This is a genomic window from Mesorhizobium hunchu, from assembly GCF_040081975.1.
Taxonomy (GTDB): Bacteria; Pseudomonadota; Alphaproteobacteria; order Rhizobiales; family Rhizobiaceae; genus Mesorhizobium; species Mesorhizobium hunchu.
The window spans coordinates 16560-30639 of record NZ_JBEBMG010000013.1 but is presented as its reverse complement, the minus strand read 5'-3'; the positions used below and the strand labels follow the sequence as shown (position 1 = coordinate 30639).

At 61.6% G+C, this 14080-nt stretch carries 12 protein-coding genes; 3 read left to right on the top strand and 9 right to left on the bottom strand.

From position 1 onward, the window contains the following. Nucleotides 1-44: 44 nt before the first annotated feature. The gene (locus ABMA46_RS18665) at nucleotides 45-2105 is read left to right on the top strand and encodes an elongation factor G (protein WP_349001514.1); all 2061 of its coding nucleotides are present in this window, start codon (nucleotides 45-47) and stop codon (nucleotides 2103-2105) included. Between the two features lie 992 nt (nucleotides 2106-3097). Here ABMA46_RS18665 and ABMA46_RS18660 read toward each other — a convergent pair. Together ABMA46_RS18660 and trxB are read right to left on the bottom strand one after the other, a co-directional pair. Continuing rightward, on the bottom strand, nucleotides 3098-3994 hold the full coding sequence (locus ABMA46_RS18660) for a LysR family transcriptional regulator (protein WP_349001513.1): 897 nt from the start codon (nucleotides 3992-3994) through the stop codon (nucleotides 3098-3100). Between the two features lie 83 nt (nucleotides 3995-4077). Next, nucleotides 4078-5052: a thioredoxin-disulfide reductase gene (gene trxB / locus ABMA46_RS18655; protein ID WP_349001512.1), complete on the bottom strand. Its 975-nt coding sequence runs from the start codon at nucleotides 5050-5052 to the stop codon at nucleotides 4078-4080. A gap of 246 nt (nucleotides 5053-5298) precedes the next feature. Here trxB and ABMA46_RS18650 point away from each other — a divergent pair, with 246 nt between their 5' ends. After that, nucleotides 5299-5769 (top strand): Lrp/AsnC family transcriptional regulator, encoded by a 471-nt coding sequence (locus ABMA46_RS18650; protein WP_349001511.1) that lies wholly within the window; start codon nucleotides 5299-5301, stop codon nucleotides 5767-5769. Between the two features lie 13 nt (nucleotides 5770-5782). Here ABMA46_RS18650 and ABMA46_RS18645 read toward each other — a convergent pair whose 3' ends face one another. The 3 genes from ABMA46_RS18645 to ABMA46_RS18635 all read right to left on the bottom strand — a co-directional run bounded on the left by ABMA46_RS18645 (nucleotide 5783) and on the right by ABMA46_RS18635 (nucleotide 8777). Beyond that, complete coding sequence (locus ABMA46_RS18645) at nucleotides 5783-6685, bottom strand: O-fucosyltransferase family protein (RefSeq protein ID WP_349001510.1); 903 nt, start codon at nucleotides 6683-6685, stop codon at nucleotides 5783-5785. A 185-nt stretch (nucleotides 6686-6870) separates the two neighbouring features. Continuing rightward, nucleotides 6871-7890: a glycosyltransferase gene (locus tag ABMA46_RS18640; protein ID WP_349001509.1), complete on the bottom strand. Its 1020-nt coding sequence runs from the start codon at nucleotides 7888-7890 to the stop codon at nucleotides 6871-6873. Then, nucleotides 7890-8777 (bottom strand): glycosyltransferase family 2 protein, encoded by an 888-nt coding sequence (locus ABMA46_RS18635; protein ID WP_349001508.1) that lies wholly within the window; start codon nucleotides 8775-8777, stop codon nucleotides 7890-7892. The genes ABMA46_RS18640 and ABMA46_RS18635 overlap by 1 nt, the downstream gene beginning before the upstream one ends. Before the next feature lie 168 nt (nucleotides 8778-8945). Between ABMA46_RS18635 and ABMA46_RS18630 the strand changes: the two genes are divergently transcribed. Beyond that, nucleotides 8946-9839: an FkbM family methyltransferase gene (locus ABMA46_RS18630; protein WP_349001507.1), complete on the top strand. Its 894-nt coding sequence runs from the start codon at nucleotides 8946-8948 to the stop codon at nucleotides 9837-9839. On the opposite strand, the gene ABMA46_RS18625 is transcribed toward ABMA46_RS18630, so the two are convergent. From ABMA46_RS18625 to ABMA46_RS18610, 4 genes are all read right to left on the bottom strand, one after another. After that, nucleotides 9760-10827, bottom strand: a complete 1068-nt coding sequence (locus ABMA46_RS18625) for a glycosyltransferase family 4 protein (protein ID WP_349001506.1) — start codon at nucleotides 10825-10827, stop codon at nucleotides 9760-9762. The two genes, ABMA46_RS18630 and ABMA46_RS18625, sit on opposite strands and share 80 nt — an antisense overlap. 19 nt (nucleotides 10828-10846) lie before the next feature. Further along, complete coding sequence (locus tag ABMA46_RS18620; RefSeq protein ID WP_349001505.1) at nucleotides 10847-12154, bottom strand: hemolysin family protein; 1308 nt, start codon at nucleotides 12152-12154, stop codon at nucleotides 10847-10849. Between the two features lie 170 nt (nucleotides 12155-12324). After that, a complete protein-coding gene (locus tag ABMA46_RS18615) occupies nucleotides 12325-13029 on the bottom strand; it encodes an LssY C-terminal domain-containing protein (protein WP_349001504.1) in 705 nt (234 codons plus the stop codon). A 39-nt stretch (nucleotides 13030-13068) separates the two neighbouring features. Then, the gene (locus ABMA46_RS18610; RefSeq protein ID WP_349001503.1) at nucleotides 13069-14013 is read right to left on the bottom strand and encodes an extensin-like domain-containing protein; all 945 of its coding nucleotides are present in this window, start codon (nucleotides 14011-14013) and stop codon (nucleotides 13069-13071) included. Nucleotides 14014-14080: the final 67 nt, after the last annotated feature.

The window sequence follows — 14080 nt, the reverse complement described above, 5'->3', positions numbered from 1 at the left end:
TTTTGCTGACCGCCCCGCCAAGGAAACGCGAGTGGAGGTCAGTCATGGGTGAAAGGGACAATCGCGCCGGAGGACGACGCACGGGACCGAAATGCATTGCCATCGTCGGTCCCTTCGCAAGCGGCAAGACCACACTTCTCGAAGCCATTCTCGCCCGAACGGGCGCGATTTCCCGACAAAACACGGTTTCGTCCGGCAATACGGTCTCCGATCATTCGCCTGAGGCGCGCGCCCACGCCATGAGCGTCGAGGCTACTGTCGCCACGACCGATTTCATGGGCGACACGCTGACCTTCATCGACTGTCCCGGCTCCGTCGAATTCGCCTTCGAGGCAGAACCGGCGCTGGCCGCCTGCGACGTCGCGGTCGTGGTGGCGGAAGCCGACGACAAGAAGGTTCCGGCCCTGCAGCTTCTGCTGCGCAGGCTGGACGATCTCGGCGTGCCGCGCATCCTCTTCCTCAACAAGGTGGACAAGACCACGGCCGGCGTTCGCGAGACGCTCAAGATGCTGCAGCCGGCGAGCGCCGTGCCGCTGCTGCTGCGCCAGATTCCCTTGCGCAAGGACGGCGTCGTCATCGGCTCGATCGATCTCGCGCTCGAGCGCGCCTATGTCTATCGCGAATATGCCGAGAGCGAGGTGATCGAGATTCCCGGCGACGACAAGGCGCGTGAGACCGAGGCCCGCTTCTCCATGCTGGAGACGCTCGCCGATCATGACGACCGGCTGATGGAACAGCTTCTGGAGGAGATCGAGCCGCCGCGCGACGCGGTGTTCGACGACCTTGCCGCGGATTTGCGCGACGGTTCGGTCACGCCGGTGCTGATCGGCACGGCCGAGAAGGGCAACGGCGTGCTACGGCTGCTCAAGGCGATCCGCCACGACGCGCCCGACATCGCCGCCACCCGCAAGCGGCTTGGCGCACCGGACGGCGACGCCGCCGTCGTCCAGGTGATGAAGACCGTCCACACGCCGCATGGCGGCAAGCTCTCCGTCTCGCGCATCCTGTCGGGCCAGGTGGCCGACGGCTCGGAGCTCTATCTGTCGGATGGCGAAACCGCCAAGGTTTCCGGCATCTATCGCTTGTTCGGCAGGGACCAGTCCAAGCAAGGGTCTGCTACGGCCGGCGACACGGTGGCGCTCGGCAAGCTGGACGCCGTCCGCACCGGCGACACGCTGACCTCCGCCAAGGGCGGCATGGCGCCGCTGGTGGCGCTGACGCCGCCACAGCCCGTCTACGCCTTCGCCCTGCGCCCGCGCGAGCGCAAGGACGACGTCAAGATGTCAGCCGCGATCCAGCGGCTGGCGGAGGAAGACCCCGCACTCAGCCTCCACCACAACCAGGATTCGGCCGAGACGGTCCTGTCCGGGCTCGGCGAAATGCACCTGCGCGTCGCCCGCGAAAGGCTGGAAGGCAGGAACCAGATCGCCGTCGAGGGCGACGCTCCCGCCGTCCCCTATCGCGAGACCATCCGCAAGACGGCGGAGCAACGCGGCCGCCACAAGAAGCAGTCGGGCGGGCACGGCCAGTTCGGCGACGTCGTACTGCAGATCAAGCCCCTGCCGCGCGGCTCCGGCTTCCGGTTCACCGACACCATCACCGGCGGCGTGGTGCCGAAGCAGTATATCCAGTCGGTCGAGGCCGGCGTCCGCGACTATATGAAGAACGGCCCGCTCGGCTTTCCGGTCGTCGACATCGCCGTCAATCTCTCGGACGGCTCCTACCATTCCGTCGATTCGTCCGACATGGCTTTCCAGATGGCGGCGAGGATCGCCATGAAGGAAGGCATGGCGCAATGCTCGCCGGTGCTGCTGGAGCCCGTCATGAAGGTCGAGATCGTCACGCCCTCGGACGCCACCGCCAGGATCATCGCCCTGATCCCGCAGCGGCGCGGCCAGATTCTCGGCTATGACGCGCGGCCGGGCTGGACAGGCTGGGACGTGGTGGAAGCGACCATGCCGCAGGCCGAGATCGGCGACCTGATCATAGAGCTGCGATCCGCCACGGCAGGGGCGGCCAGCTATACCGCCGCCTTCGACCATATGGCCGAGTTGAGCGGCCGCCTGGCAGACGATGCGATGAACGCGGCCGGAAAGGCGGCCTAAAGCATGTCGCCCAAAAGTGCGCATCGGTTTTGGGACAACGACATGCGAAAAAACAAAAGCTTACAGCACAACACATGAATCCGATCAAACGCATCGTGCTGTAAGCATTTTGCAGCCGGACGCAATCGTCTGGCGTCCGCACAAATGAGGTTAAGGAAACAGGCTGGGACAGCGGAACTGCGCTCGCCAGAACGCCTGCTGCTCCAGCGATCCACTCGAGAAACGGCGCCCGGATCGAGATCCGGACGCCGTTGTAGCGGACCGTCTCCGAGGGAGGAAAACGGCAGGTCCGCCGCATGGCTATGCCGCCTGCGCGGAAAATGGCTGGACGCGGCCGCCGCCTGAGCCCGACCGACGAGTGATGCCCCCATCCCTCGCACGGTCACGCCGCGTCCTAGCCTGTCCTATCGCGGTCGACGCCGACAGAATACGTTACGGGGGTTACATGTCACGGTTACACCGGCGAATTCCCTGCGCTTGGCAGGAAATCGGTGCAGCGCGCGCCAGTCGAACGGCATTGCCGATCCGGCATCGAAAACATTACCTTCCCAGCCGTAGATCGGTCCGGTGCTGCCTTGCACGACCTGCCCCATCCAGCCGATAGCAAGATGCCATTCGAATTGCCTGTACTGCAGACAACAAAAAAGCCGGATCCAAGAAGATCCGGCTGAGTTTGTTGGAAGTGCCTGTTAAGGCTAAACCTCCAGAGGGGAACACTCGTGGGCGCAAATGGGAGGAGAACACGCCCAGGAGATGAGTGATATATTGGTGCATCCTGCCCAAGAAACAAGCATCCATTTTGCAACGCACGCATGCAAAAAGACATGAGCTGTGGTCCAACGCCTGTTTTGCAGCCATAGGGCCACAAAACAGGCACGCAAACTGCCTGATATTCGAAAAGCTCCGGAACGTCCCTGCGAGCGCTTGCCGCATCGAGGCCAAAATCTGGCCGCCCATGTTGAAAAAGCCGGCGCGGCGCGTGTGGGCCGGCCTCAGAAAGTCCAGTTGCGGGCCTTGGCGAAGATGAAATCCCGGAAGGCCTTCAGCCTTGCCTGATTTTTCATCGCTTCCGGATAGACGAAAAAGGTGTCGAAGAACGGCCCTTCCAGTTCGGGGAGGATGGGGACGAGACCCGATTCCTTGCCGGCCATGTAGTCCGGCAGCATGGCGATGCCGACGCCGCGCCGTACCGCCCGCCGCACCGACATCAGATCGTTGATCTGCAGGACGGACGGGCGCTTGTCGCCGTCGCGCCGTCCCACCGTCTCCAGCGCGTTCAGGCCGGCAAGATAGGCCGGAACAGGCTCGCCGAACGTGACGATGCGGTGCTGGTCGAGATCGGCGGCGGTCTTCGGCACGCCGAAGCGGTCGAGATAGGATTGAGCGGCGAAGACGTGCAGGTGGACGGCGAACAGCCGGCGCTGGATCAGGTCCGGCTGCTGCGGCTGCCGCAGGCGCACCGCGCAATCCGCCTGGCGCATGGTCAGGTCCAGTTCCTCGTTGGCGAGCACGAACTGCAGATTGATCTCCGGATAGAGGTCCAGGAACTCCTTCGCCAGCTCCGTCAGCCAGCCGGTGCCGAGCCCGACGGTCGTATTGACCCTGAGCACGCCGCTCGGCCGGTCCGTCGTCTCCATGAGCTGGCTCTTGATGGTCTCCAGCTTCATCAGCACGTCGTGCGCCGTGCGATAGAGCATCTCGCCCTGCTCGGTCAGCACGAGGCCGCGCGCGTGCCGATGAAAGAGCGGCACGCCGACGTCGTGCTCCAGGGCGCTGACCTGCCGCGAAATCGCCGACTGGGACAGATGAAGCGTCTCGGCGGCATGGGTGAACGACCCGGCCTCCGCCGCGGCGTGAAACACGCGTAACTTGTCCCAATCCAACGCCATGGGTTCCCCTCGTTTTGATTTGGCGTCTTAGTTCATCAAATCAGGCTTTTAAGCGACCTTTCTCACATACTTCGACGAGCGCGTCATTCCGCCGCTTCGCGATGCAGCTCTATGCCAGCCAGATATTTCTCCGCCTCGAGCGCGGCCATGCAGCCGAGACCGGCCGCGGTGACGGCCTGCCGATAGACGTCGTCCGTGACGTCGCCGGCGGCAAAGACGCCGGGCACGCTGGTGCGCGTCGAATCGGCCTCGGTCCACAGATAGCCGTTCGGCTTCTGCTTCAGCTTGCCCGCGAAAAGCTCGACGGCCGGCGCGTGGCCGATCGCCACGAAGACGCCGTCGACCTTGAGCAGGCTTTGCGCGCCCGTCGCCACGTTGCGCAGTTTCAGGCCCTCCACCGACGGCGGCAGCGGGGCCTGGCCGGGGCGGCCGGTGATCTCGTCCACCACGCTGTCCCAGACCACGCGGACGTTCTCCTTCGCCATCAGCCGCTCGCGCAGGATGCGCTCGGCGCGGAATTCGCTGCGGCGATGAACGACCGTCACGCTTTTCGCCAGATTGGCGAGGTAGAGCGCCTCCTCCACCGCCGAGTTGCCGCCGCCGATCACGGCCACGTCCTTGCCGCGGTAGAAGAAGCCGTCGCAGGTGGCGCAGGCCGAAACGCCGAAGCCCATGAAAGCCTGCTCTGAGGGAATGCCGAGCCATTTGGCCTGCGCGCCGGTCGCGATGATCAGCGCGTCGGCGGTGTAGACGGTGCCGGAATCGCCCTTGGCGACGAACGGCCGGACGTCGAGGTCCACTTCGGTGATGATGTCGTTGATCACCTCGGTTCCGACATGCTCGGCCTGCTTGAGCATTTCGCCCATCAGCCACGGCCCCTGAATCGGATCGGCGAAACCGGGATAGTTCTCGACATCGGTGGTGATCATCAGTTGCCCGCCCTGCTGCAGGCCGGCGACGAGCATGGGCTTCAGCATGGCGCGCGCGGCATAGATGGCGGCCGTATAGCCGGCCGGACCGGAGCCGATGATGAGGACGGGTGCGTGCTTGGTTGTCATTGTGGCCCCGGGATGACGAACGGCCGCCGGCTGCGGCGGCAAGGACAGAATGGATCGTCGGTAATGTATGTGCTGGCGACCGTACCAGCAAGGACGCTTCGCCGGTGTCCCCGGAAAGCTGCATTGTGCATCGCTTTTCCCCTTGCCCGCCGGTGCGACGCGGCTTGAGACCGGTTTTGGGACTGGCGCTCCGCGCTGGTTCGTTTAATGACGGAAAAACGAAAGATTCTTGCGCGAACAGGTTTCATGCCGCTCAAAGCCGATCTCGACGCCATCGACTGGAAGATCCTGCGCGAGCTCCAGGACGACGGCCGCATCACCAATGTGGAACTGTCGCAGCGTGTCGGCATATCGGCGCCGCCCTGCCTGCGGCGCGTGCGCCGGCTGGAGGAAGCCGGCATCATCCGCGGCTATCGCGCGATCCTCAACGCGCCGGCGCTCGGCATGGACGTGGTCGCCTTCTGCCTGGTCGGCCTGCACCACCAGGCGGACGCGGAACTGAAGATATTCGCCGAACGCACCCGCGGCTGGCCGATCGTGCGCGACGCCTGGATGGTGTCGGGCGAATCCGACTTCATGCTGCATTGCGTGGCGAGCGACCTCACCGCCTTCCAGAGCTTCGTCATCGAAGACCTGACCTCGGCACCGAACGTCGACACCGTGCGCACCGCGCTGACAATCCGGCAGGTGAAGCACGCGGGGATGGTGGAGATTTAGATGTCGGCCACAATCATCCAGGCAACAAGCGCAGCAATTGCGCGTGACTGCTGATCTTCAAGCGTTTCCATCTGCGTTGCCAGCGGATCGTCTCGGCGGCTCTTTGCCGCAATGCGCACACTTCATTGACACTCAAAAGACGATGTTCGCCTGGGACCCAGAGTTCATTCATTTCGGCTGCGGTCGCAGACCATTTTTGCACGGGAAAGTGGTAGAAGCGATAACGCGGATCTTCAGAAGGGGTAAGATCAATATCTGGGCGTTGGAGTGGGTTGAGCATTCCACTCATAGGGTAGTGAATCACCTTGGCGGAAGAAAGCCAACCTGCAAGCCAGGAAAAGGTGCTTACCGCGATGGCGATCTGATGAGAGCGCCTTAGCGTTTCGAAATCGATAAGAGGCCCACGACTTGGCTGGAAAACGGCGTCCGGATAACGCTTTCGTAGCTCTCGCGAATAATCGTCATCTCCTATCTGACCGAGAAATACAGGCCTAGCCTTTGCGGTGGCAATGACAGTATCGAAATAGGAAAAAGGAACAGGTCGATAATCTGCGTGACAATTCTTGAGAATTTCTGCGCCTCGTATATTGAAAACGACATACTCCTCTCCGTATCCCTCTGCTTCGATAGCATCAGATAGAAATACTTTTCGGTAGAATTCCGGAGACGCGTAATTCTGGATCTGAAATCCAAGACCACCTAGTAATATGTTCTTGACGGTTCCGTTTCGAATCAATTTCCCGACATGATCCACATTAAGAAAATGTCCTCCCAGACGCAGCGGGTGCCTGCCAAACTCGTCCGGCACATCGGCTTTGATGCCCCAAAACGGAATATCATGGCCGCAGATATGCGTGTCATCCGTCAGGCGTTGAAGGTTCAACGCCCACATATATTGTAACATCTGGTTGCCCATGTTCCCCACAGGCTTGATACGAAGACAGCAGGCCATCAGGCTCTTTTAACTGCGAGAAATATCGGAAGCTACTTTGACGGTGCTTTTCTAGAAAATGAAGATGCTCATTCGGGACCGAAACGCGAGAGCGATCCATTGATGCGATCGGGGCGGGGGGATGGATTACAGAGATTAGACCAGTGGACTCAACCTGCCGATATTAGATTTATATATGCATTGACAACTGCATCTTCCGAGAACATCCTATTTAGTGTTTTGCGGCCGCCCTCGATCAGATGTCGGGCCAGTCCCGGATCGGACTGCAACCGGTCGATCGCCTCGCCGAAAGCGTTGTGGTCACCGATAGCGACCATTAAACCATTGTTGCCATCGCGCATGAACCATGTCGGCCCCTCGGAGCGGGTGGAAACAACCGGCACGTCCTGCGCCCACGCTTCCAAAATCACATTGCCCAAGGGTTCATGGCTGGAGGCCATGGCGAAGCAGTCGCTGGCCGCGATGTAGGGCTGCGGATCCTGTTGCCATCCGGCAAAACGCAACCGATCGGCCACGCCTGTTTCAGCAGCCAGTTCCCTCAGATTTTGTTCTTCTTCTCCACCACCGACAAGCCACAGATAAATATCAGGCTTCCTGGCGAGCATTCTGACAAGCACGTCGAACCCTTTGCGAGGCACGAAACGCCCCATCGACGAAACGACATAGGCGTCCTCGGGCGTATCCAGGATACCGCGAGCAACAGGCTTGACGACCGCCGTCCCGGTGAAATTCGAGATTACCTCGACCCTGCGCAACCATCCCATATCCCGGACATGGCGTGCGATGCCCGGCGTGTTGCACACGAGAACATCAATGTTGCGAAACTTCTTCAGCGATGTCGGATAATCGCCAAGGCGGGCCAGCCTTATCGGCCCCTCCTCACCGGGTACGAGCTTGGCGCCCTTGGGCATCCAGCCCAGAATGCCATCCGGCTTCCACTTTCGGATCATCGAGCGAACGCGCAGCGGCAGCAGAACGCGGTCCAGAGACGCGGTCCTGAAATGGCTTTCGATCACCCTGACGGATGGATCGAAACTCGCCCGCCAAGGGCGCCCTGGTCGAATGACCACCTGCTGCTCGACCCCGCGTTTGGCGAACGCGTTTACCAGATGGACGAAGAACCGTTCGGCCCCACCATCCTTGCCGAAGTGGAAATGAACGATCTTCATCAGCGGCTCTCGTTTCGATGGGCTTCGGCGCGAACGCCCATATCGTCGGTCGGCGGCATTGTACGCAGTGCGTGACGCTGATAGATTTTCGCCTCCGTCAAAAACGAATAGACCGCACCCGTCATTGCCTCGATGAAACCCGGAAGGCCGCAGCGCCATAGTCCGTTGCGCAAATAGAGACGCAGGAAATAGACTGGCGGATTGAGAACCAGCTTGAGACGCCGCGCCGGTCCGCCTTCCGTCATCTTCTGGTCGGCCTTGAGTGTCGAGTATTTGTTTTCCTTGAGAATTTGTTCGTCCATCACAAGCGGCCGGAAATGCAATAGGCTGCCCTTGACCGCCTTGCCCACCGGCCCATCGGGTACGATGCCCTCATGCACCTTCTGGTCGAGGTCGTAGCGGCCTCTACCTCGCCGGATCAGGCGCAGGTTGCGCCGTTCGTGGACATTCGCCGGCGTGTAGCCGTAGCCGATCAGATAAGGACGGCGCGCGATACGCCAACCGACAATGGAATCTCCGGTTGCAAGAAGTTCTGGAAGCGCCGCCCGCAAGGCCTCATCGAGACGCTCGTCGGAATCCACATTGAAGCACCACTGCTCCCGGCACTGGTCGAGCGCAAACTGCTTTTGCCCGGCGTATCCGCGCCATTTTTCCGAAAACAGCCGAATTGGCCACCCGTGGGCCATGTACGATCGGACGAGGTCCAGCGTTCCGTCGGTCGAGCCCGAGTCCACGATAACGATATCCTTGAACTCGCGCAGACTTTCGATGCAGTTGCCCAGATAGGCTTCCTCGTTCTGGCAGATTATGAAGGCCGAGACCGGGAGACGGCCCGCTGATGCCGATTCTTCTATTGCCAATCCGGAAATCCTTCCGCTACAGAGCATCCGGGGACAGCGACAAGCGCCGTACAGTCGCGGGGAGCTTTAGAATTACATCGCAGGAAAGGCAATCGTCGGGCGACGACCACGAAGCGACCAAACACGTGGTTCCGACATGGCGCAAAAAAGATTTCCCCATTTGATTTCGTGAAATCCATCGTATGGGGACGCCGCATGAAATTATCTGGAAAAATAAAAACCGCAAGGAGGCGAATACTCTCAGATGCGAGTCATCCGGTGTTTGATTTATACACAAACCTAAAATTTAAAATAAATGGATATTATCCAAGAATAAAATCTGAATCTTCATCCAAATTTATTAAGGTATCAGATAAATATAATTATATATACATTTGTAGACGCGACAGAGCTTCTCTGTACAAACGAGGAATAGAGAAAAGAATAATTAAGCTATCAGAATCATACCTCCTCCATCACATTGCAGAACCCCTATCTGGAGCGTTTATCGACTGCGGTGCAAATGTTGGGGAACTTGGCGCGTTCTGTAAAAAAAAGGGGTTCGATTACCATGCTTTCGAGCCTGAGAAACTTGAGGCCGATTGCTGCGACTTGAACAATTTCGATGGCGTCCCACTAACCAATCGTGTCGGCCTTTGGTCGGAGGATGGTGTCTTAAATTTTTATTCGAAGCCAAACAGTGCTGACAGCTCTCTTTTCGAAACCGATGAATATGTTGAATGCTACACAATAAATGTACGTTCTTTGGATAGCTATATAGCTGAAAATAATATTCAAGAGATAGCGATCATAAAGATTGAAGCGGAAGGCGCCGAACCAGAAATACTTTCTGGCGCACGGGAATCATTAAAATTGTCGAGATATGTAACTGTTGACTGCGGGTTTGAAAGGGGGAAAACAAAAGATAGCACCCTCATACCCGTGATAAACATCCTAATGCAGTCGGGGTTTGAGGCGGTGGCATGGAACAGGGACAGGGTCACAGTGCTCTTTAAAAACTTGGCTATACTCAAGGCCAAGGACGAATTAATCCCTCATAAATCGAGACAATGCGTTCCGCCTCGCCGCTTAGCTGGAAGTGAGACGTGACGCGCGCACGACCATTTTTCCCTTGATACGCAATAAGATCCAACTTCTTGAGATATGTTGACAAGGACGCCTTCACCGCCGCCAGATCATCGCGCGGCACGATCGTTCCCGTCACGCCGTCCTCGACCAGTTCGGAGAACGCACCGACATCCGTCGCCACCACCGGCACGCCGCTCGCCATTGCTTCCAGCGGCGTCAGGCCGAAACCTTCCCAGCGCTGCGGCGCGACGTAGAGCGACAGCGCGCGATACCAGCGTTCGATGTCGTGGTGCTCGCCGACGAACAGGATCCTGTCCGAAAGGCCGGCACGCGCCACGCGGGCCTTCAGGTCGTCCTCGAACGCCCTGTGCTCGGGCGTGGCGCGGCCTGCGACGATCGCCGACCAGCCGGGATGGCTGGGCAGGAGGTCGATCATGCTGTCCACGAACAGGTCAGTGCCTTTCTGGCGGCGCACGCGCCCGAAGCAGCCGGCATAAAGCTGCCCGGGGTCGAGCCCGAGCACCCTCGCCGCTTCGGCGCGGTCCGCGGCCGGGTGGAAGCGCTCCAGGTCGATGCCGTGCATGATGACCGTGTTCGGCACGTCCAGATAGGCGGCCGTCTTGCGGCTGGTGGCGATGACGGCGTCCATCCGGCGGATCAGGAACTTCGTCCAGCGCGTGTGGCGGCGCTGCGAGGCCGAGGTGAAGACGAGCTTCAGCGGCGCGCGGAGAATGTCGCGAAGCACCACGCCCGCCAGCATCTCCGGATTGCGGCGCGCATGCCAGACCCGCGCCGCCGCGCCTTGCGGGCGCTTGAGCAGCGCCGGAACCTGCCACCATGTGAGCTTCGGCAGATGGTCCGGCAGGCCGGGGCCGAGGGTGGCGATACCGATCTTTTGCGCCTGCAGCGGAACCAGTTGGATGATGGTGCTGGTGACGCCCGACAGGCGTTTCTTGAAATTGGGCACGACGACGAGCACCTGCTTCGGATCGACCCGCGATGCGGCCATGGTCCCGGTCTCTCCCCGATTATCGCGCCGGTTCGCGGGCATCGGCCGACAGCCGCGACGCCAGCACCTTGTCGATGCGGCGGCCGTCCATGTCCATCACCTCGAAGCGCCAGCCATGTGCGTCGACCGTCTCGCCCGTCGCCGGCAGATGCGCGAGATGGGACAGCACGTAGCCGGCCACCGTCTCGTAGTCGCGGTTTTCCGGCAGCTCGATGGAAAGCGTATCGGCCATCTCGTCCGCCGGCATGTAGCCGGCCAGCAGCCACGAGCCGTCCTCGCGCTTCACCGGACCTTCGCTCTCGTCCGCGTCGAGATCGGAGCGGAACACGCCAGTGATCGCCTCGAGGACGTCGGCCGGCGTCACCACGCCTTCGAAATGGCCGTACTCGTCATGGACAAGCGCCATCGGCACATCGGATTCCTTCAAGGTCGCCAGCACGTCCAGCGCATCGGCCTGGTCGTGGACGATGGGCGCGGCCCGCACGTGCTTGCGCAGGTCGAGCGCCCTGCCCTCCAGCAGCGCGGCCAGCAGGTCGCGCGTCTGCACCACGCCGATCATGGCGTCGACGCTGTCGCCGGCGGGCAGGCGCGAATGCTGGGTCTCGACGAGGAATTTGCGGATGGCGGCGTCGTCTGACCTCAGGTTGATCCAGTCGACATCGGTGCGCGGCGTCATCAGCGCCCGGACGGCGCGGTCGCCCAGGCGCATGACGCCTGCGATCATGCGTCTTTCATCCGATTCGATCGTGCCATGATGCTCGGCTTCGGCAACCAGCATCTTGATCTCGTCGTCCGTGACCTTCTCTTCGCCCTCGGCGCGCTGCCCGAGCAGCCACAGGACGAACCGTCCGGAAATGTCGAGCAGGAAGACGAGCGGCGCCGCGATCTTCGCCAGCACCGCCATGAACGGCGCGGCGCGCGCCGCCACACGCTCCGGATTGCGCAGCGCGATCTGCTTCGGCACCAGTTCGCCGATGATCAACGACCCATAGGTGATGATCGCGACGACGATGCCCACGCCCGCGGGGTCTGCGTAACGTTCCGCCAGACCTGCACCGGCCAGCGTGTTTGCCAGCCGCTCGCCCAGCGTCGCGCCCGAGAAGGCGCCGGACAGGACGCCGACCAGCGTGATTCCGATCTGCACGGACGAAAGGAACCTGCCCGGATCGGCGCCCAGTTCCAGCGCCTTGGCCGCGCCGGCGACGCCACGGTCGATCATGGCCTTCAGCCGCGCCGGCCGCGACGAGACGATGGCGAGTTCCGACATCGACAGAAGGCCGTTCACCAGGACGAGAGCGACCACGATGGCGATTTCGATATAAAGCATCGCCGCTCCTTAGAGCATTTCCAGCAAAAGTGTGAAACGGTTTTGCGTCCGGAAATGCGCCGGATCAGAGAGATAGAGCGGTTCCGGCGATTCCGTTTGAACGGGAACCGCTCCAGCACCCGCGCCGACAGGCAGGAAGCAGGCAAATCCACGACCGCGGCACGACGCTCTCATGGCAAGGGCCGCAGCACGCCGATACGCGCCTTGCCGTCGGTGAAATAGCGATCGCCCTCACCGTTGCGGCCATCCTTCGTCGCGCCTACCCCGTCGATCTCCATCGTCGAGGCCAGCACGTCGGCCTGCCTGAGGCTGTCCATCAGGAAATCGCGCTCGGCATCGATGTCGGGCGCGATGTCGTGGGTGACGGCGCCTGTATCGTGGCTGAGGCCAACGCCGCGGTCGAAGCTTGCCGAGCCAAGCCACAGCGGACGGCCGTCGACCCCGGTTTCCTGCGTCCGCCAGAGGCGCACATGGTGGCGCCGGTCGGCGCTGACGCCGACGGGCTTTTCGAAGGCGAGGTCCTGAGGCCGCCCCTCGAACAGCAGCGGACTGACCGGCGCGTCCGGATAGGAGCGGTCGAGAAGCACGCTTTCGCCGATCTCGATTGCGGTCTTCAGGGTGACGGCGTCCGCCGGGTCCCATTTGGCGACCTCGAAGGCATGGATCACGTCGGTCCGGCTGCCGACCAGCCCGACATTGATGGGGTCGCCCAAGATGCCCTGCCGCGTGCGCGTCACCATCTCATGGCCGGCGCCCAGCCCGCGGTCCCGCCACGTCCAGAACGCCGGCAGCACGAAATACGCCGTTCCGAGATAGAGGCCGCACAGGAGAGCGAACCAGTTGGAAGCCTTGCGCAGCCTTCGACGCCGATCCATGCCCTGCCCTGCCGAATGATCGGCCTACCCTATGCCGCCTCAGCGGCAGGCGCGATAGCCGTTGCGGCGGTTCTTGACGTCGAAATGGAAATGGTTGCGGTGATCGTAATTGTAGCCGGGTCCGAGCACCGTGGTGAAATAGCTGCAACCGTCGGCGCGGACCGTATTGAGGAAGCCGCGCTGGCGGAAGGAGAACAGGCCCGGCTTGCGCACGTCGATCTTATCGCCATTGTTGAGCTCGATGCTCATCACGTCGAGCGCGTTGCCCTTGCCGTGCTCGGAAAGCACCCCCTCGCCCGCGATGTTGCGGCAGGAAAAGCTCGATCCCTGGTTGATCTGCTTGACGCCCGACCAGTAGCGCAGGCGCGCCGCCGGCACCAGTTCGCGCTTCGTCCAGGCCGCGAAGCTGGCGGCCATGGTGCAGGTCAGGGTCGCCGCGGGCCGCATCCGCACCGAGCCGATGGCCGAGACCTTGACCGGATAGTCGATGCCGCATTGCCCCTTGCGGATCGTCGGAAGATCGACATAGGCGACGCCGAGCCGCTTCAGGTCGTTGCGGCAATCGACCTCGTCGGCGGGCATGACATTGACAGGAGCCGGATTGTCGATGCGCGGATAGGCCGCCTCCATGACCGGGCTGCTTTCCATCGCCGGGCTCATGGCAGGCGCGCTCGCGCCCGGCCCCGAAATCGAAGCTTTTGGCATCGTGGCTTCCGGCATCGGATCTTCCGGTATCGAAGTTGCCGCCATGGCGACTTGCGGCGCTGGAAATTCCGCTGCAGCCGTTTCGGGCACGACCGGTTGCGCGGCATAGTCCGGCACGGCGGCCGTCTGCGTTCCCACGTCGACCGCCGGTTCGAGCGTGAGCACGCTTCCGGTCGTACAAGCGGCGAGTGCCACCAGCGCGGCTGCGACGCCGGCGAGGGCAAGTTGCCGGTGCAATGAACGGCTGCCTTGCAACCGGGCCGAACGGGATGCGGCCATCGAGCAATTCCCTATCCTCACAAGGGAAATTTAGGCCGTAACGGTAAAGGAAAGCTCAGCGCCGCCA